Raw genomic sequence first — 19,281 nt, 5'->3', positions numbered from 1 at the left:
TAACTGTCCTGATCGTCGAAGACGACCCGCATGTGCTGCTCGGCTGCCAGCAGGCGCTGGCCCTGGAAGACATTGCCTGCGAAGGCGTTGGCAGCGCCGAAGAGGCCCTGCAGCGCATCGGCGATGACTTTGCCGGCATCGTTGTCAGCGACATCCGCCTGCCCGGCATCGATGGCCTGGAGCTGCTCAGCCGCCTCAAGGCCCGCGACCGCAGCCTGCCGGTGGTGCTGATCACCGGCCACGGCGATATCGACATGGCGGTCGGCGCCATGCGCAACGGCGCCTACGACTTCATGGAAAAACCCTTCGCCCCGGAGCGCCTGGTCGAAGTGGTGCGCCGTGCCCTGGAGCAGCGCGGGCTGTCCCGCGAAGTGTTTGCCCTGCGCCGGCAACTGGCCGGGCAGAGTACCCTTGAAGGGCGAATCATCGGCCGCTCGCCGGCCATGCAGAACCTGCGTGAACTGATCGCCAACGTCGCCGATACCTCGGCCAACGTGTTGATCGAGGGCGAGACCGGCACCGGCAAGGAACTGGTCGCCCGTTGCCTGCATGATTTCAGCCGCCGCCAGGGCGCGCCGTTCGTGGCCCTGAACTGCGGCGGCCTGCCGGAGAACCTGTTCGAAAGCGAGATTTTCGGCCACGAAGCCAACGCCTTTACCGGCGCCGGCAAGCGCCGGATCGGCAAGATCGAGCACGCCAACGGTGGCACGCTGTTCCTCGACGAAGTCGAAAGCATGCCGCTGAACCTGCAGATCAAGCTGCTGCGCGTGCTGCAGGAGCGCACCCTGGAACGCCTGGGCTCGAACCAGAGCATCGCCGTCGATTGCCGGGTGATCGCCGCGACCAAGTCCGACCTCGACGCCCTGGGCCAGAGCGGGCAGTTTCGCAGCGACCTGTATTACCGCCTGAACGTGGTGACCCTGGAACTGCCGCCGCTGCGCGAACGCCGCGAAGACATCCTGCAGTTGTTCGAACACTTCCTGCAGCAGTCGTCATTGCGCTTCGACCGGGAAGTCCCGCAACTGGACAGCCAGACCCTGTCGCGGCTGATGGCCCACGACTGGCCAGGCAACGTGCGCGAACTGCGCAACGTCGCCGAGCGCTATGCCCTGGGTTTGCCGGCATTCAAAAAGGCCGGTGCCAGCGCCAACCAGGGCCTGGGCTTTGCCGAAGCGGTCGAGGCCTTCGAGCGCAACCTGCTCGGCGATGCCCTGCAACGTACCGGCGGCAACCTCAGCCAGGCCAGCCAGGAGCTGGGCATGGCCAAGACCACGCTGTTCGACAAAGTGAAAAAGTATGGCCTGGGCTGACCGGCCGCAGAAACGGAACAAAACGTGGACCTGATCCTCAAAGCCTGCCTGGGTGCGGCCGTGGTGGTGATCCTTGCCGCCCTGGCCAAGACCCGCAACTACTACATAGCCGGCCTGGTGCCGTTGTTCCCGACCTTCGCCCTGATCGCCCACTACATCGTCGGCAAGGGGCGTTCACTGGAGGACCTGAAGACCACCATCCTGTTCAGTGCGTGGTCGATCATCCCCTACTTCGTTTACCTGGCGACGCTGTACCTGCTGGTCGAGCGCCTGCGCCTGGAAACTTCGCTGGCCCTGGCGACCCTGGCCTGGCTGGTGGCGGCGACGGTGCTGGTGAGTGTCTGGGTCAGGTTGCATTGACCTGTTCAGGGCAGCAGCAGTATCAATACACCGCCACATGGGTATCGGCCAGGCGCTGCGTGTTCAGATACGGCAACACCGCACCCAGCAACGGCCCTTTGAACTGCTCCTGAAAGCGATGGGCCAACCCTGGAATCAGGCGTAGCTGGCTGCCCTTGATGTGCGCGGCCAGGTGTACGCCATGCATCACCGGCAGCAGCGGGTCGGCGGTGCCATGCACCACCAGGGTCGGCAGGCGCAGGTTGTTGAGCAGCTCAACCCGGCTCTGTTCGGCGAGGATCGCCATGATCTGGCGCTTGACCCCTTCGGGGTTGAAGGCGCGGTCGTAGGCTATCGCGGCCTGCTCAAGCAGCGCCTGACGATCATCCTTGACCTCGGGGCTGCCTAAGGCGGCCAGCAAGTCGGCCTGCTGTTCAAGCGCCACCTCGCGATTCGGCGCACCGCGCCTGGCCAGCAACTGCACCAGCGCCGGGCTTGGTGCCGGCAGGCCCTGGGCACCGGAACTGGACATGATCAGGGTCAGGCTCTCGACCCGCTGCGGTGCCAGCGCCGCCAGATGCTGGGCGATCATGCCGCCCATGCTCACGCCCAGGACATGAAAGCGCTCAACCTGCAGGGCATCCATCAACCCCAGGCCGTCTTCGGCCATGTCGCTCAGGGTGTAAGGCGCGGCCACCGGCAAACCCAGCTTGTAGCGCAGTACTTCGAAGGTCAGGTTGGCGTCGTCTGGCGCCTGGTTCCAGCTGGACAGGCCGACATCGCGGTTATCGTAGCGGATCACCCGAAAGCCCTGCTGACACAGGGCCACCACCACTTCATCGGGCCAGTGGATCAGTTGCCCGCCCAGGCCCATGACCAGCAGCAAGACCGGGTCCGAATCACGCCCGATGCTCTGGTAAGCCAGGCTGACCTGCGCCAGCTCGACCCGTTCAGTGGGCACGTTGACGTCGCAACGCGCCGCTGCAAAAGAAGGAATGGCGCACATCAGCGCCAGAAAAAAAACCAAAGCCCGCATGAGCGAAACACCAGAATGCAAATCCCCAGTAGAGCGCGAGTCTGATGAAATTCGTTCAAGCGCGCTGCCACAGTTGCGTGACAGTTTGATGAATGTCGCCCGACGGTTATCCGCAGTACCTATGTACCGCATCTAGCGGCAACGCCTCGCGCCCAATGTGAACGCCATTTCCGGCCATAACTTCACGTTTGGGATACCGCCATGAGCGATTTGCCAGAAGTCCCCGCCCCTCACTCTCCTGTGGATTTCATTTCAGTCATAAACCACGACACTGCGTTGCTGGCAGATGCCAGCAAACGCTGGAAAGACCACCGCGATACTTTCACCACCTTGCTTGCACAAGCACCCGGCGTTTACCAGACACTACAGGACGTAGTACGCGAACAGCTGGGTATCGATCCACTGAGCACTGCCCTGCGATTCCGTATCTCCGATGCACACGACAGCGATGTCAGCCTGGTCGCCCTGGCGCTACACACGCGCCAGTATCCCCAGCCGCCCGCCGATCTTGACCAGCACGCCCGGGTGACCGCTCAGGGCCCGGATCATCCGACCTTGCGCCTGACACCCACACAACTGCTCGCCAGGCTTGCGCAACTGGACCTTCCCGCAGCGGTCCGACGCCAGTGGGATCGCTACTGGCAAGCGCGGGCCTCGGATACCGCCGTCAGCCGCCGTACCCATGCCCAGAACCAGTACCTGGATATTTTCAAGGCCTGCTGGGATGTGGCTCTGGCCACCGATGAATTCGATAGGCAACAGCAACGCGCGGTCAAAGAGGTGCTCGACAACCCTGAATGGCATAGCCAGCAAGGTATCGAGATCCAGACCGTCGCGATAGACGGACAGGCAATGCCAGGAGCGCTGCTGTTCAAAACCGAAGACGAACCACAGCTGATGCTGTATCGCCCCGGCAGCGGCTTCAGTTCCCACGCGTCCCAGGCGGACCTGGAGGCGGCCATTGGTGCCACGGCCTCCAGCGTCAGCTATGAAAGCCACGGCAGCCTTTCAGGCGGTTTCAGCCCGCTGTTCAACAGCCTGCTCAATGAGCGTTTGAGCGCGCTGGACTTCAAGCCCGGCGAAGATATTCGCCAGTTTGGCGAACTTGCGCTGTCGATGGTCCACTGGGTCGATACTCAGCAGCGCAGTTCAAGCATCTTCAGCCTGCCGCCTGCCCTTGAATCAACCGACAGCGAAGACGCCTCGCAGCGTTCGCTCTACGACTTTGGCAGCTTGAACCTCGACATCCCTTATTCCATCCGCCTGCAACAGATCAACACCCAGCGGGCACTGATGGCCAGCATTGCCGAAACCGATCTGCAAGCGCTCAAGGATCATCAGCAAACTCTTGGCGATGCCTGCCAACAAGCGGAACAGGCCATTGAGCAGCAACTGAAGGCCGACACCTGGCACCAGGAGCAATCCCCCGCCGCCAATGCTGCGCTGCTCCAGGCGCATTACCACGGCTTGCGCGCCCACGCGCGCTTTCAGAACCTGCTGGGGCAAATCGATAACGAAGAATTGAGGTGGCTCGAAAGCCTTCTCGATCAACCCGACACCTTCCCGCGCCTGGGCTCCAGTATTGTCGCGGCGCATCCAGTGCTCAACACAACGTCGATGGACAATGGCGTCCAAATCTCTACCAGCACCACCCTCAATGATTGCCTGGTCGTGACCCTGCAGGACGGTGACAACCCGCAGAGCCTGCTGCTGTACTGGCCGGGTGAAGCCGGCGGGCTGCTGCGCTGCGCCAACCAAGCGGAACTGACCCGCTGCTTCGCCATCAACGATCAGAGCGAGCAGTCACTGAGCCTGAGCCCGGTGACCGGCGATGTCCTGGCCGTGGTTCTGGCCCACCATTTAAGCCAGGCCAAGACTGCGCTGACCACCGAGGAGGCGCCCGCGGCGGTGAAAGAAGCACTGACCCGGCGCCTGCAGGTCCCCCGCCACGCCGCGCGCGAGTACGCGTTCAACCTGATCCAGGAACAGGAAACCAGTGCCACGTTGACGGGCGCTCCCCTGAACTGGCTGGACAAGTTGTCGGCCAGCGATCGCGCGATGCTCAAGGCCGGCACCCTCGGCTTCATCGCGGCCATGCACCGGGCCCAGGCCCTGGTCGCCCGCGACCTGCCCCACCGCGAACTGTTCTGCCGCCAGCTCATCAGCCAACGCCTGAAGCAGGACTTCCCTGGCTACGACGACAGCCCCATCACCCTCTACCTGCCAGAGAGCACCTCGTGGGTGCCCATTGTGGTTGACAGCACCAGCCCCCAGGGCATTGCCACCAAGCCGACGCTCAAGGCCAGCAACAAATGGGTCGACCTGACGCTGGATGCCTTGTTGCTGGACAACATCGACGAGGCCATGAAAGAGCGTCTGAGTTTTCTCAAGCTGAAGCTCAACACATCGAATCAGGCGCTTGTTCAACAGCTCAAGGACAGCATCGACAAAACCTACCTGAGCGGCTTGGCCACCGACCTTGACCTGGCCCAGCAATACGAAAACAAGATCACCGAGGCGTATCGGGGCACTCACGAAGGCGCTTTTTCCCGGGCCTATCGGCGTCAATGCCTGGGTGAACCTTTCCGCCAGATGCTCATCATGCATAGCGCCCAGGCCAGGGCCAAGGGCGAGCTGGACGACAGGGGCCAGACGATCTTCAATATCGCCATCGACGCCGACAGCAAAGCGGCCTACCAAGCCGACGGCCATGATATTGAACTGATTTCTGCCCGGCTGACCGCAGGCGGCGAAGACACCGACAGCTACGGCACTACGCTGTCCGGGGTCACCTTCATCAGCGATCAGAACAGCGGCATCACCGTACTCTACCGACCCGAGCATCCCACCCGCCTGGTACGCCAGTACAGCAGCCTGGAAGCGGCCCGTTCCGGGCTGTATGACCTGAGCAAGCAGAGCGGCGAAATCGACTACCTGGCCGGGCGCGCCTTGCTGGGCAACCCGGACGCACACCGATCGCGGATGCGCCAGGCCATCAAACATCGCTTCGACGGCATTATTGGCCTGGGCACGACATGGCCCTCGACCACCTCACTGGCCCAGCACCTACTCGACGCCCAGGGTGGCCGCATTCTCGAAGCCCATCGCGCCACCTCGCGCTCGAACCGCGACCTGTGGCTGGAAAACTTCGCCTACCAGAGCGGCATGATCTTTAACTACATCAAGATGGCGCTGGGCTTCATTCCGGTAATCGGGACCGTCGTCGCCGTCTACGACTTCTTTGAAGCCAGTGCCCGACTGGTCAGCGCATTGCGCCAGGATGAGGTGTACAAGGCGCTGGAGGCGCTGCAACAAGTGCTGCTGGCTTTCGTCGATGCTGCCATCGACCTCGCGCCCGGCCTGCCCCTCAAGGCCCTGAGCGCCCGTCAGCTGACCCGCCAGCGTCAGTTGCAACTGTTGCAAGCAGGCCCGGCGGCGGGCTTTGCGCCCGGCAGCGCCCAACGCCTGTCGCGCTTTGAAGGTTACGAATACCAGACGCCGTTGTCGCTGGCCGGGATCGAGCCGGGGCGCCACGGCAAGTACAAAGGCATCTACCAGCACGCCAAAGGCGACTTCATCCTGGTGGGCGACCGCCCCTGCCAGGTGCAATGGCTGGAGACGGAACACACCTGGCGTCTGCGTGGCACACAGTTCAAGACCTGGCGGAAAAATATCGCGCTGAATGAAAACGGCCAGTGGGACACCCATTTCGCGCTGTATGGCGTGCACCTGCGCGGCGGCGGTGCAGGCGGCGGCCAGGTACTGGGGCATCTGGCGGATGTATTGGCACCGTACTGGCCGGCGGCGATTCGCGAGCGGCTACCGATATCATGGACGGATGTACGTCAGCGCCAATACCAAAGGCTTTTAAACAAGTTAAGGTCAGACGGTGAAGCCTTTCAACTGCAAACACGCAGAGTCAATGACAAACACCGCCAAGGGCTCGCTGTCACAGAACAAGAGCTCGAAAAGGACATCAAGGACGCAATTGCGCTGTACACAACCTACGAAGACTTCCTGGCACTGGCAACCCGCTCCAATGCCCAGGCAACAAAAGATCAAATGAGCGTCACAGCGAAAATGCTGACCAGCCGTTACCACCTCAGATTGAACAACGCCATCACACGCATCGAGTCTATTAATACCGAAATAGCGAACATCGGCCTGGAGGTCAACAGACTGGTCCAGAGAATCCCGCAAACCCTGGCGGCGGACGGAACCGCAGGAGAGGCTTTTTACACCCTTGCCCGTCAAATGGCGCAGAAGAGAAATCAGGCTCTGCCCCTTCGCCGCAACATTCTTGAAGCGCTTGAACTGATGGCACGCCATCTCGACAACATGAGGATCTGGAAACTCAAAATCACCCAGGGCATTGACCGAAGGGACTTTATCAGCGACATCGATCGCGTGACCGATACCCTCACACCCGTGGTGCTCAACGGCCTGCGAATCGACCAGCTCAAAGAGTTGATCAGTAAACCGCTAAGCGGTTTCGACCTAGGCTGGGCCAATCTTCAGATAAAATTGTCAGCACCGCGCAATCGCCTTGACCGGATGCTCTATGCCCTGAGCCAGCTTGCTTCGGTCAGCCATAGCAGAGCGCAACGCAGTGCAATACTCAAACAAGGGGTCGATGAACTTCAAGCCTTCAAGAACAATCTGCGCTACTGGAGCATCAGCGATGATGAGTACTTCGACGCCGCTGTTGTAAAGGTACTAGAGAGTCGCCTCGACGACAGCATCAATTACTACAGCCGCTACTTGAATACACCCACCGAAAATCTTCCAACCGTGCCGAAAAACCAGCCCACAAGCGCTCGGGTGTTTCAGACCACTGACGACCTTTACCTTATTGGTACTCCCACACAACAGCGCAACACCTACACGCTCACGGGTATCAATGGCCGTGACGAAATCTACATTCAAGGCGCCGACGGTAAGTTCATCCTGCAAAACCCCGACACGTCCGCAGGTTCAGCCAGTCAACCGTCGCTTTCACAAAGCCGTTCCGAGGCACGCAAGTTTCTCGACGGATCCTCTGCGTTTCGCAACAAAGTAGATGGTTATGCCACTCAAAATCTGGAACCCGCCAGCCTTGAGGACTTGATGCTCAAACGGGCCGACGACCTGAATGCTGCCGCCAACACAATCGAACGCCTAAGCCCCACCGACGACTTGATCAACGAACTGCGCGAAGCCGCAAGACAGCTGGTGAACGATGGACGTCAACTGCGCGTCCAGCAAATTCTGCAAACCAAACAGCCTAACGGCGGCCACCTTGAGTACTTAGAGAATCAACGGGGTGTGGTGGAGATCGAAAAGGTTGGCGGCCTTGTGGAACTAAGAAAACGCCCCGATGGACGTCCGGACTTTCTGCAGGAGTACGTCATCTATGATCGCACCCAACAACCGCGACGTACCCTCTGGTATGCGCACTTCCATTACAACAAGCAGAAGCCGCGCTTTGCCGAGTTCGACAAAGCCCATTTGAAAATACCGGCCCAGCGCAAACTGGGCACAGAATGGCAAAGCAGCCAGATCGAAGAAGTGCAAATCTGGCGAGGTGACCTGGGCCGGCCATTGGCCGAACGTGTCTTCGCCAACCTCTTCTGAAACCACACCGGGCATCCTTGAACAGGATGCCCGGTTCGCGCTCTACGCCAGTTCGCTGCGCAATTGCCGCGCCGCCGCGACCATGTTGATAAGTGCCGCTTCAGTCTCCGGCCAGGCACGGGTCTTCAGGCCGCAGTCCGGATTGACCCACAGGCGTTCAGCCGGGATGCGCTTGACCGCCTTGCTCATCAACTTGACCATCTCGGCCGTGTCCGGCACCCGCGGTGAGTGGATGTCGTAGACGCCCGGGCCGATGTCGTTGGGGTAGTCGAAAGCTTCGAAGGCCTCCAGCAACTCCATGTCCGAACGTGAAGTCTCGATGGTGATGACGTCGGCGTCCATGGCCGCGATCGCTTCGATCACATCGTTGAACTCGCTGTAGCACATGTGGGTGTGGATCTGGGTTTCATCGCGCACGCCGCTTGAGCACAGGCGGAAGGCTTCCACCGCCCAACCCAGGTATTGCTGCCATTGCGCCCGGCGCAGCGGCAGACCTTCACGGAACGCGGCTTCGTCGATCTGCACGATCTTGATGCCGGCGGCTTCCAGGTCCTGCACTTCGTCACGAATGGCCAGCGCCAGTTGCTCGGCCTGGACCTTGCGCGACACGTCTTCGCGCGGGAACGACCACATCAGCATGGTCACCGGGCCCGTCAGCATGCCCTTCATGACCTTGCTGGTCAGGCGCTGGGCGTATTCGATCCAGGCCACGGTCATGGCCTGCGGACGGCTGAGGTCGCCGTAGATGATCGCAGGCTTTACGCAACGCGAACCGTAGCTCTGCACCCAGCCAAAGCGGGTGAAGGCATAGCCGTCCAGTTGCTCGGCAAAGTACTCGACCATGTCATTGCGCTCGGCTTCACCGTGCACCAGCACGTCCAGGCCCAGGCGCTCCTGGACCTGCACGGCATGGCGAATCTCGCTGTGCATGGCATCGGTGTAATCGTTGGCCGAGAGCTTGCCCTGCTTAAAGGCCTGACGCGCCAGGCGGATCGCCGAGGTCTGCGGGAAAGAACCGATGGTGGTGGTCGGGAACGCCGGCAATTGCAGGCGCTGACGCTGGGCTTCGATACGCTGGGCGAAGGCCGACTGACGCCGGCTATCGGCAGCGGTGACGGCGGCCAGGCGCGCCTGGACCTGCGGCTTGTGAATGCGTGGCGACTCGGCACGGCTTTTCTGTACCGCGCGGCTGTGGCTCAGGGCGTTTTGTACTGCTGGCAAGTGCGGGGTATCCAGGGCCTTGGCCAGCACGGCGATCTCTTCACACTTTTGCACGGCGAAGGCCAGCCAGCTTTTCAGCTCGGCATCGAGCTTGTCTTCACGGGACAGGTCCACGGGACTGTGCAGCAACGAGCAGGAACCGGCGACCCAGAGGTTGGCACCGAAGCGCTGCTGGGCCTGTTGCAGCTGCTCCAGGGCCTTGTCCAAGTCGCAGCGCCAGACGTTGCGGCCGTTGACCACACCCAGCGACAGTACCTTGTAGGTTGGCAGGCGATCGAGCACGGCCGGCAGTTGTTCCGGGGCGCGCACCAGGTCGATGTGCAGGCCATCCACCGGCAGGCCGACGGCCAGGCCGAGGTTGTCTTCCAGGCCACTGAAGTAGGTGGCGACCAGTTTCTTCAGGGGCGAGTACTGGAGGATGTGGTAGGCACGTTCGAAGGCGTTCTTCCACTCCTGCGGCAGGTCCAGGCCAAGGATCGGCTCGTCGATCTGCACCCACTCCACACCCTGGCGCGACAGGCGGCTGAGGATTTCACCGTACACCGGCAGCAGGCGCTCAAGCAGGTCGAGCTTGTCGAACTCGCCGCCTTTGGCCTTGCCCAGCCACAGGTAGGTCAGCGGGCCGATCAGCACCGGTTTCACCGCGTGGCCGAGGGCCTGGGCTTCGGCGACTTCTTCGAACAGTTGCTCCCAACTGAGCAGAAAGCGCTGGTCAGCACTGAATTCCGGGACCAGGTAGTGGTAGTTGGTGTCGAACCACTTGGTCAGCTCTTGCGCATATTGCGTCTGGCCGTGGCTGGCACCGCAGCAGGTGCTGGCGCCACGGGCCATGGCGAACAGGGTATCGAGGGTCGGCAGGCCGTTATCACCGGTAACCTGGGCGAAGCGCTCGGGAATTGCACCGAAGGTCAGCGAGTGAGTCAGCACCTGGTCGTACCAGGCAAAGTCGCCAACCGGCAGCAGCTCGATCCCGGCGTCTTTCTGCACCTGCCAGTGACGGGCACGCAGTTCGCGGCCAACGGCTTCAAGGCCGGCCTGATCGAGATCGCCTTTCCAGTAGGCTTCTTGTGCTTTTTTCAGTTCGCGGTCAGCGCCGATGCGCGGGAAACCAAGGTTGTGGGCCAGTGCCATGAGAAAACGTCCTCCCTGTAAAAGATGACGCTATTGTCGACAGTCAGACCAACATGAGACAAACTCAATAAATTCGTGTTCATCTCAAAGTTTACTCATGGAGCCCCTCGGTGCTGGAAATTCGCCACCTGAAAACCCTGCACGCCTTGCGCGAAGCCGACAGCCTGGTCGAGGCCGCTGAACGCCTGCACCTGACCCAGTCGGCACTGTCCCATCAGTTCAAGGAGCTCGAGGAGCGCCTGGGCATGCCGCTGTTCATGCGCAAGACCAAGCCGCTGCGTTTTACCAGCGCCGGCCTGCGCCTGCTGCAGCTGGCCGATGCAACCCTGCCATTGTTGCGCGGCGCCGAGCGTGACATCGCCCGCCTGGCCGGCGGCACTGCCGGGCGCCTGCACATGGCCATCGAATGCCATAGTTGCTTCCAGTGGCTGATGCCGACCATCGACCAGTTCCGCGATGCCTGGCCGGAGGTCGAACTGGACCTGGCCTCGGGCTTTGCCTTCGCCCCGCTGCCGGCGCTGGCCCGCGGCGACCTCGACCTGGTGGTGACCTCCGACCCGCTGGAGCTCAGCGGCATCACCTACGTGCCGCTGTTTACCTACGAAGCCATGCTTGCCGTGGCCAACCAGCACCCGTTGGCGCACAAGCCGTACATGGTGCCGGAAGACCTGGCCATGGAGACCCTGATCACCTACCCGGTAGAACGTGACCGCCTGGATATCTTCACCCGCTTCCTGGAGCCGGCCGACGTCGAGCCCGCGCAGGTGCGCACGGCCGAATTGACGGTGATGATGATGCAACTGGTGGCCAGCGGCCGCGGGGTCTGCGGCATGCCGCACTGGGCCTTGCACGAGTACAGTTCGCGCGGCTACGTGAAGGCCAAGCGCCTGGGCGAGAAAGGCCTGTTCGCCACACTCTACGCGGCGGTGCGCAGCGACATGCTCGATGCGCCGTACATGCGCGATTTTCTGCTGACCGCCAAGGACACCTCGTTCTCGACCCTCGATGGCGTCAGCGCGGTACGCTGAGCCTTACACGGCCCGGCGTTGCTCCTGCACCAGGCGCAACGCCAGGCCGGCCAGGACGAAACCCATCACGTAGCGCTGCAGCATCAGCCACAGCGGGTAGCGCACAAACCAACCGGCGATGCCGGCGGCGAACAATGCGATCAGCAGGTTGACCGAAAAGCTCACGGCGATCTGGGTCAGGCCCAGGGCCAGGCTCTGGAGCAGCACCGAGCCGTTTTCCGGCGAGACGAACTGCGGCAGCACCGAGAGGTAGAACACCGCCACCTTGGGGTTGAGCACGCTGGTCAGAAAACCCATCAACACCAGTTTGCGCGGTGAGTCCGGCGCCAGCTCGCGAGGCTCGAACGGCGAACGGGCACCCGGCTTGACCGCCTGCCAGGCCAGCCACAGCAGGTAGCCGGCACCGGCCCACTTGAGCAGGTCGTAGGCCAGCGGCACGGCCATGAACAAAGCAGTCAGGCCAATGGCTGCGGCCGTCATGTGCACCAGAAAGCCGCCGACCACCCCCAGCAGCGACGTCACCCCGGCCATGCGGCCCTGGCAGATCGAACGGGAAATCAGGTAGATCATGTTCGGCCCGGGGGTGAGCACCATCAGCAGCGCGGCGCCGATAAACAGCAGCCATTCATGGGTGGGGATCATCGGCATTCCTTTGCAAGTGAGATCAGGCAGGTGCTGTAGTTAACTGCCGGTACAGCGGCAGAATCAAGTCCCGGGTCAACGGCGCCAGCTCAAGGGTCAGTTGTTTGCGCGCCGAGACCCAGACCACCTCTTCGATTTCCGCGGCAGGCTCGACCGGCATGGCGGTGTGCACCTTGAAAATCTCGGCCTGGACGACAAAACCCGGCTCGTTGGCGGCCGGGGCACTGAACTGCCCCAGGTACTCGGCGTCCTGCGCCTCGATCGCCAGGCCCAGCTCCTCGAACAGCTCGCGGGCCAGGGCGCTGACCGGCTGCTCGTCGGCCTCGATCTTGCCGCCCGGCTGCATGAACGCCTGGGTACCGCGCTTGCGCACCAGCAGGGTACGGCCTTGCGGGTCAAGCAGGAGGGCGGCGGCGATGCGGATGGTTTTGCTCATGGGACGCTCGTGAACAGGAAAGCGCGCAAGGATCACATGTTGGCAGGTGCCTTTCAATCCTGGGCCGGTCTGACGAACGCCCCTTGCAAGCCCGCGCCATTGGCCGCATAAACAGGCCATGAGTCTTCCCGCCTGCAAGCACCCGGAACTGGACGCCTTCCACCGCGCGGTCCGCACCTGGTTCGAGCGCCAGTTCCCGACGGTCACCGCCGCCCAGGCCCGGGCCTGGCCGTTGATCGGCAGCGGGCAATCGTTGTTGGTGGCAGCGCCTACCGGCTCGGGCAAAACCCTCACTGCCTTCCTGGCCATCCTCGACGAGCTGTTCGTGCAGGGCCTGGCCGCCGGCCAGTTGCCGGACCAGACCCAGGTGGTCTACGTCTCGCCACTCAAGGCGCTGTCCAACGATATCCAGATCAACCTGCAGGCGCCGCTGGCCGGGATCAACGCGGTACTGGCCGAGCAAGGCCTGGCGCCGCTGGAAATCCGCACGGCGGTGCGCAGCGGCGATACCCCGCAAAAAGAACGCACAGCCATGCGCCGCCAGGCGCCGCATATTCTGGTGACCACCCCCGAATCGCTGTATGTGTTGCTCGGCTCGGCCTCCGGGCGCCAGGGCCTGGCCAGCGTGCACACGGTGATCGTCGACGAAATCCACGCCCTGGCCGGCAACAAGCGCGGCAGCCATCTGGCCCTGAGCCTGGAACGCCTTGAAGCGCTGTGCGGGCGGCCACTGCGGCGCATCGGCCTGTCGGCCACGCAACGCCCGGTCGAGCGCGTGGCGCAGTTTCTGGTGGGCCAGGGGCGCGAGTGCGCGATTGTCGATATCGGCCATGCCCGCCCCCGCGACCTGGGCCTGGAAGTGCCGCCGGTGCCGCTTGGCGCGGTGATGGCCACGGATGTCTGGGGCCTGGTCTACGATCGCCTGGCGGCCTTGGCCCGCGAGCACCGCACCACCCTGGTGTTCGTCAACACCCGGCGCCTGGCTGAGCGCCTGACCCGCCATTTGAGTGAACGCCTGGGCCGCGACGCCGTGGCCGCGCACCACGGCAGCATGGCCAAGGAGTACCGCCTGGACGCCGAGCAACGGCTCAAGCGTGGTGAGCTGCAGGTCCTGGTAGCCACCGCCTCGCTGGAGCTGGGCATCGATATCGGTGAGGTCGAGCTGGTCTGCCAGATTGGCTCGCCCGGCTCGATTGCCGCGTTTTTGCAAAGAGTCGGGCGCTCCGGGCACCAGGTCGAAGGCACGCCCAAGGGCCGGCTGTTCCCGCTGTCGCGCGATGACCTGATCGAATGCGCAGCGTTGCTCGATTGCGTACGGCGCGGCGAGCTCGATCGCCTGCAGGTGCCGCAGGCACCGCTGGACGTATTGGCGCAACAGATCGTCGCCGAAGTCAGCAGCCAGGAATGGCATGAACAGGCGCTGTTCGACTGCCTGCGCCGGGCCATGCCCTACGCCGAGCTGGATCAAGGCCACTACCAGGCGCTGCTGCGCATGCTCGGCGAAGGCTTCAATGGTCGCCAGGGTATCCGCAGCGCCTATCTGCACCGCGATGCGGTCAACGGTACCCTGCGCGGGCGCCGTGGCGCGCAACTGACGGCGCTGACCAGCGGCGGCACCATCCCCGATAACGCCGACTACAGCGTGGTGCTCGAACCGCAGAGCCTGAACATCGGCACGGTCAACGAAGACTTCGCGGTGGAAAGCATCGCTGGCGATATCTTCCAGCTGGGCAACGCCTCTTACCGCATCCTGCGCGTGGAAAGCGGCCGGGTGCGGGTCGAGGACGCCAAGGGCCTGCCGCCGAGCATCCCGTTCTGGCTCGGTGAAGCGCCGGGGCGCAGTGACGAGTTGTCGGCAGGCGTGGCACGCTTGCAAGGCGAGATCGACCAGCGCCTGGGCGCTGCCGACGGCCAGTTGCAACCGCTGCTCGACTGGCTGACGACCGAGCTGAGCCTGGGCCTGGACAGCGCCGAGCAATTGCTTGAATACCTGGCCCATACTCGCCAGGTGCTCGGCGCCCTGCCCTCGCAGCAGACCCTGGTGATGGAGCGTTTTTTCGACGAGTCCGGCGGCACCCAGCTGATCATCCACTCACCGTTCGGCAGCCGCATCAATCGCGCCTGGGGCCTGGCCCTGCGCAAGCGCTTCTGCCGTACCTTCAACTTCGAGCTGCAGGCGGCGGCCAGCGAAGATGCGATTGTCCTGTCGCTGTCGGCCAGCCACAGCTTTGCCCTCGAAGAAGTCTGGCGTTACCTGCACAGCAACAGCGCCGAGGCGGTGCTGATCCAGGCCCTGCTCGATGCGCCGCTGTTCGGCGTGCGCTGGCGCTGGAATGCCGGCACCGCGCTGGCCCTGCCGCGCTTTGTCGGCGGGCGCAAGGTGGCGCCGCAAATCCAGCGGATGAAAAGCGAAGACCTGATAGCCGCAGTGTTCCCCGACCAGATCGCCTGCCTGGAAAACCTCGCCGGCGAGCGGCAGATTCCCGATCACCCACTGGTCGAGCAGACCCTCGACGACTGCCTGCACGAAGCCATGGACAGCGAAGGCTGGCTGGCGCTGCTGCGGCGTATCGAGCACGGCCAGATCACGCTGATTGCCCGTGACCTTCCCGCGCCTTCGCCGCTGGCCTCGGCCATTCTCAACGCCCGGCCCTATACCTTCCTGGATGATGCGCCGCTAGAAGAACGACGCACCCAGGCCGTACTCAATCGCCGCTGGAACGAGGCGCAAAGCAGCGATGACCTCGGCGCGCTCGACCCGCAGGCCATCGCCGCCGTACAAAGCGAGGCGTGGCCGACGCCCACCCGCAGCGATGAAATGCATGAGGCTCTGATGAGCCTGGCCTGCATCAGCCAGGCCGAAGCCGAGGCCAATGACGGCTGGCAAGAGTGGCTGGCGGCGCTGGGCAATGAAGGCCGCGCCTGCCGCCTGCAACTGAGCGGTGGCCAAGCATTGTGGCTGGCCCGCGAACGCCTGATGCTGCTGCGCGCCCTGTACCCAAACGCACCCCTGACACCCGACGTCAGCGTCCTGCCCGGCTTTGATCAGGCCATGGACGCCGAAGCCGCATTGGTCGAGCTGCTGCGCGCACGCCTGAGCGGCTTCGGCCCGCTGACGACCGAGCAGATTGCCGCGCCGCTGCAACTGCCGGTCAGCGCCATCGAGCAGGCCCTGGCCCGCCTGGAAGGCGAAGGCTACGTGATGCGCGGGTACTACTTTCAACCAAATCAGCAACCGAACCAGCAACCGGGCCAGCAACCGGGCCAGCAGGCGCTGCAATGGTGCGAACGGCACCTGCTGGCGCGGATTCATCGCTACACCATCAAGCGCCTGCGCCGGGAAATCGAACCGGTCAGCCTGCAGGACTTCACCCGCTTTCTGTTCGACTGGCAGCACCTGGCACCCGGCTCGCGCCTGCAAGGCCAGGCCGCGCTGAGCGCCGTGCTCGATCAGTTCGAAGGTTACCCCGCAGCGGCGGCGGCCTGGGAAAGCGACCTGCTGCCCACCCGGCTCAAGGACTACAGCCCGCGCTGGCTCGACGAAGCCTGCCGCGCCGGCAAATATGCCTGGGCGCGCCTGGCCCCGAGCGCCGCGGCGAGCACCCTGCGCAGCACGCCGCTGGTGCTGTTGCCACGCCCCCGCCTGGGCTTGTGGCGGGCCCTGAGCCCGGCGCTGGACAGCAGCGAACTGGGCCTGCGTGCCCAACGCGTACACACGGTGTTGAGCGAACACGGCGCATTGTTCTTCGATGAGCTGGTGCACGACGCCCACCTGCTGCCCAGCGAACTGGAAAACGCCTTGCAAGAGCTGGTGGCCGCCGGTTTGATCAGCGCCGACAGCTTTGCCGGCCTGCGTGCACTGATTACCCCGGCGAGCAAACGCCAGGGCCGTAGCCATCGCCGCGGTCGCGGGCCGTTGTTCGGCGGTATGGAAGACGCCGGGCGCTGGGCGCTGTTGCGCAAACCCACTGCCAAGCGTGACGAGGACCTTGAACACATCGCCCGCACCTTGCTGCGCCGCTATGGCGTGATGTGCTGGCGCTTGCTGGATCGCGAGGCCGACTGGCTGCCCAGCTGGCGCGAGCTGCTGCGCTGCTACCACCGCCTGGAAGCCCGCGGCGAAATCCGTGGCGGGCGCTTTATCAGCGGCCTGGCCGGCGAGCAGTTCGCCCTGCCCGAGGCCGTGGCACTGCTACGCGAAGTGCGCCGGCGCCCGCTCGATGGCAGCCTGGTGGCGATCAGCGCCAGCGACCCGCTGAACCTGGTCGGCACCCTGCTGCCGGGCAGCAAGGTGCCTGCAGTCAGCGGCAATCGCCTGCTTTATCGCGATGGTGTGCCGGTGGCGACGCTGATTGCCGGCAAGCTCCAGTTCAATGCAGAAGATGAACTGGCGGCGCATGGCGAATGGCGCGAGCGCCTGATCCGCGATGCTGCTCTGGTCACTTGACCTGCGGCGCGGCGAACCCGGCAAAGCGCTTGTTGAATCCGGCCACCCGACCTTCGACCGTGGTCTTGCGTTGCTGGCCGGTATAGATCGGATGCGAAGCGCTGGAAACATCCAGGGCCACGTAGGGGTAGGTTTTGCCGTCGCTATGGGTGTGGCTGCGGTCAGTGTCGACGGTCGAGCCGATCAGGAAGTACACATCGGCGGCAGTGTCGTGGAACAGCACGGGGCGATAGTCGGGGTGAATGCCGGGTTTCATGGCCAAGCCTCTTGGGAAAATGAACGAACAAGAGCTGATACTATATAACATATCAATTGCTCGCAAATACAAATGATTTTCGATTCCAAGATGAAGCTTGCAGCCCTTGCGCGCTGCGGGCTGGCGCTGGAAACCCCAACCGGGCTAAGGTCGGGGTTTGTCCAGGCCCTGAGCCTGACCGTGCCATCGCAAGGAAACCGTATGAGCCTGTCACTTCTCAGCCGCTACGCCTTCTTCGCTGCCTGTGTGTTGTTCACCCTGGTCAGCCTGCCCTTCCTCCACCACGAATGGCTGTGGCCGTTCACCCTGGTGACCGCCGTGCTCAGCCTGATCGGCCTTGGCGACCTGCTGCAAAGCCGTCACGCGGTGCGCCGCAACTACCCGATCCTGGGCAATATCCGCTACCTGGTCGAAGGCATTCGCCCGGAAATCCGCCAGTACTTGCTTGAAGCCGACAGCGATGCCCTGCCGTTTTCCCGGGCGCAGCGCTCGCTGGTGTATGCGCGGGCCAAGAACGAAGCTTCGGACAAGCCTTTCGGCACCCTGATCGACGTGTACCAGTCCGGTTTCGAGTTCATCGGCCACTCCATGCGCCCGGCGCCGCTCAGCGACCCGTCGAGCTTTCGGGTAATCGTCGGCGGCCCGCAGTGCACGCAGCCGTACTCGGCGTCGGTGTTCAATATCTCGGCGATGAGCTTCGGCTCACTCAGCGCCAACGCCATCCGTGCCCTGAACCAGGGCGCCAAGCTGGGCAACTTCGCCCACGACACTGGTGAAGGCAGCATCAGCCCCTACCACCGCGAACACGGTGGCGACCTGACCTGGGAACTGGGCAGCGGCTACTTTGGCTGCCGCACCTCGGACGGGCGCTTTGACCCCGAGCGCTTTGCCGAGCAGGCGCGTAACCCGCAAGTGCGGATGATCGAAATCAAGATGAGCCAGGGCGCCAAACCCGGCCACGGCGGCATCCTGCCCAAGCACAAGGTCACCCGCGAAATCGCCGAAACCCGCGGGGTGATGATGGGTGAAGACTGCATCTCGCCGTCACGCCACAGCGCGTTCTCTACCCCGATCGAGATGATGCAGTTCATCGCCCAATTGCGTGAACTGTCGGGTGGCAAACCGGTGGGCTTCAAGTTCTGCCTCGGCCACCCCTGGGAGTTCATGGGCATCGCCAAGGCCATGCTGGAAACCGGCATCCTGCCTGACTTCATCGTCGTCGACGGCAAGGAAGGCGGCACCGGCGCGGCGCCAGTGGAGTTTACCGACCATATCGGCGTGCCACTGCGCGAAGGCCTGCTGTTCGTCCACAACACCCTGGTGGGCCTGAACCTGCGCGACAAGATCAAGCTCGGCGCCAGCGGCAAGATCGTCAGCGCCTTCGACATCGCCAGCGTCCTGGCCATCGGCGCCGACTGGGCCAACTCGGCGCGCGGCTTCATGTTCGCCATCGGCTGCATCCAGTCGCAAAGCTGCCACACCAACAAGTGCCCAACTGGCGTTGCCACCCAGGACCCGCTGCGCCAGCGCGCCCTGGTGGTGCCCGACAAGGCCCAGCGGGTGCACAACTTTCACCACAACACCCTCAAGGCCCTGGCTGAAATGCTCGCCGCCGCCGGCCTCGATCACCCCTCGCAACTGCAAGCCAAGCACCTGGTGCGGCGCATCTCGGCCACCGAGATCAAGCTGTTCTCGCAAATGCATGTGTTCCTCAAGCCGGGTGAATTGCTCAACGGCGAGGTCAACGGCGAGTTCTATTCGCGGATGTGGCAGATGGCGCGGGCGGACAGCTTCGAGCCGCAAGAGGTGGCGGCGGCCTGAA

The 19,281-nt window shown here is 63.4% G+C and carries 11 protein-coding genes; 6 read left to right on the top strand and 5 right to left on the bottom strand.

The genetic code is table 11. The annotated features are described in order from the left end of the window. Window positions 1-35: 35 nt before the first annotated feature. Both aauR and JYG36_RS06595 read left to right on the top strand, forming a co-directional pair. Window positions 36-1,310 (top strand): two-component response regulator AauR, encoded by a 1,275-nt coding sequence (gene aauR / locus JYG36_RS06600; protein ID WP_230090931.1) that lies wholly within the window; start codon window positions 36-38, stop codon window positions 1,308-1,310. A gap of 33 nt (window positions 1,311-1,343) precedes the next feature. Beyond that, window positions 1,344-1,670 (top strand): GlpM family protein, encoded by a 327-nt coding sequence (locus JYG36_RS06595; protein WP_176794324.1) that lies wholly within the window; start codon window positions 1,344-1,346, stop codon window positions 1,668-1,670. Window positions 1,671-1,692: 22 nt separating this feature from the next. Here JYG36_RS06595 and JYG36_RS06590 read toward each other — a convergent pair whose 3' ends face one another. Beyond that, complete coding sequence (locus JYG36_RS06590; RefSeq protein WP_093380104.1) at window positions 1,693-2,685, bottom strand: alpha/beta fold hydrolase; 993 nt, start codon at window positions 2,683-2,685, stop codon at window positions 1,693-1,695. Window positions 2,686-2,886: 201 nt separating this feature from the next. Here JYG36_RS06590 and JYG36_RS06585 point away from each other — a divergent pair, with 201 nt between their 5' ends. Continuing rightward, complete coding sequence (locus JYG36_RS06585; protein WP_213603435.1) at window positions 2,887-8,298, top strand: dermonecrotic toxin domain-containing protein; 5,412 nt, start codon at window positions 2,887-2,889, stop codon at window positions 8,296-8,298. Between the two features lie 42 nt (window positions 8,299-8,340). On the opposite strand, the gene metE is transcribed toward JYG36_RS06585, so the two are convergent. Then, a complete protein-coding gene (gene metE, locus JYG36_RS06580; RefSeq protein ID WP_213603433.1) occupies window positions 8,341-10,650 on the bottom strand; it encodes a 5-methyltetrahydropteroyltriglutamate--homocysteine S-methyltransferase in 2,310 nt (769 codons plus the stop codon). A gap of 110 nt (window positions 10,651-10,760) precedes the next feature. Between metE and metR the strand changes: the two genes are divergently transcribed. Further along, window positions 10,761-11,678, top strand: coding sequence for a transcriptional regulator MetR (metR, locus tag JYG36_RS06575; protein ID WP_213603431.1), 918 nt, complete (start codon window positions 10,761-10,763; stop codon window positions 11,676-11,678). Between the two features lie 3 nt (window positions 11,679-11,681). Here the strand turns inward: metR and JYG36_RS06570 are convergent, their stop codons facing one another. Beyond that, the gene (locus tag JYG36_RS06570; protein WP_045197690.1) at window positions 11,682-12,320 is read right to left on the bottom strand and encodes a LysE family translocator; all 639 of its coding nucleotides are present in this window, start codon (window positions 12,318-12,320) and stop codon (window positions 11,682-11,684) included. Between the two features lie 22 nt (window positions 12,321-12,342). After that, on the bottom strand, window positions 12,343-12,756 hold the full coding sequence (locus tag JYG36_RS06565; RefSeq protein ID WP_045197688.1) for an NUDIX hydrolase: 414 nt from the start codon (window positions 12,754-12,756) through the stop codon (window positions 12,343-12,345). Window positions 12,757-12,874: 118 nt separating this feature from the next. Between JYG36_RS06565 and JYG36_RS06560 the strand changes: the two genes are divergently transcribed. Continuing rightward, the gene (locus JYG36_RS06560; protein WP_213603429.1) at window positions 12,875-17,203 is read left to right on the top strand and encodes a DEAD/DEAH box helicase; all 4,329 of its coding nucleotides are present in this window, start codon (window positions 12,875-12,877) and stop codon (window positions 17,201-17,203) included. Here JYG36_RS06560 and JYG36_RS06555 read toward each other — a convergent pair. Next, window positions 17,196-17,459, bottom strand: coding sequence for a type B 50S ribosomal protein L31 (locus JYG36_RS06555; RefSeq protein WP_045197685.1), 264 nt, complete (start codon window positions 17,457-17,459; stop codon window positions 17,196-17,198). The genes JYG36_RS06560 and JYG36_RS06555 overlap by 8 nt on opposite strands. Window positions 17,460-17,660: 201 nt before the next feature. Between JYG36_RS06555 and JYG36_RS06550 the strand changes: the two genes are divergently transcribed. Continuing rightward, a complete protein-coding gene (locus tag JYG36_RS06550) occupies window positions 17,661-19,280 on the top strand; it encodes an FMN-binding glutamate synthase family protein (RefSeq protein ID WP_093380093.1) in 1,620 nt (539 codons plus the stop codon). Window position 19,281: the final 1 nt, after the last annotated feature.

It is taken from the genome of Pseudomonas sp. SORT22 (assembly GCF_018417635.1).
Classification (GTDB): domain Bacteria; phylum Pseudomonadota; class Gammaproteobacteria; order Pseudomonadales; family Pseudomonadaceae; genus Aquipseudomonas.
This window is presented reverse-complemented; position numbering and strand designations above follow the sequence as displayed.

Coding starts and splice junctions, on each gene's coding strand:
- JYG36_RS06590 (WP_093380104.1), bottom strand. CDS start 2,685: ATGCGGGCTTTGGTTTTTTTTCTGGCGCTGATGTGCGCCATTCCTTCT.
- JYG36_RS06585 (WP_213603435.1), top strand. CDS start 2,887: ATGAGCGATTTGCCAGAAGTCCCCGCCCCTCACTCTCCTGTGGATTTC.
- metE (WP_213603433.1), bottom strand. CDS start 10,650: ATGGCACTGGCCCACAACCTTGGTTTCCCGCGCATCGGCGCTGACCGC.
- JYG36_RS06570 (WP_045197690.1), bottom strand. CDS start 12,320: ATGATCCCCACCCATGAATGGCTGCTGTTTATCGGCGCCGCGCTGCTG.
- JYG36_RS06565 (WP_045197688.1), bottom strand. CDS start 12,756: ATGAGCAAAACCATCCGCATCGCCGCCGCCCTCCTGCTTGACCCGCAA.
- JYG36_RS06560 (WP_213603429.1), top strand. CDS start 12,875: ATGAGTCTTCCCGCCTGCAAGCACCCGGAACTGGACGCCTTCCACCGC.
- JYG36_RS06555 (WP_045197685.1), bottom strand. CDS start 17,459: ATGAAACCCGGCATTCACCCCGACTATCGCCCCGTGCTGTTCCACGAC.
- JYG36_RS06550 (WP_093380093.1), top strand. CDS start 17,661: ATGAGCCTGTCACTTCTCAGCCGCTACGCCTTCTTCGCTGCCTGTGTG.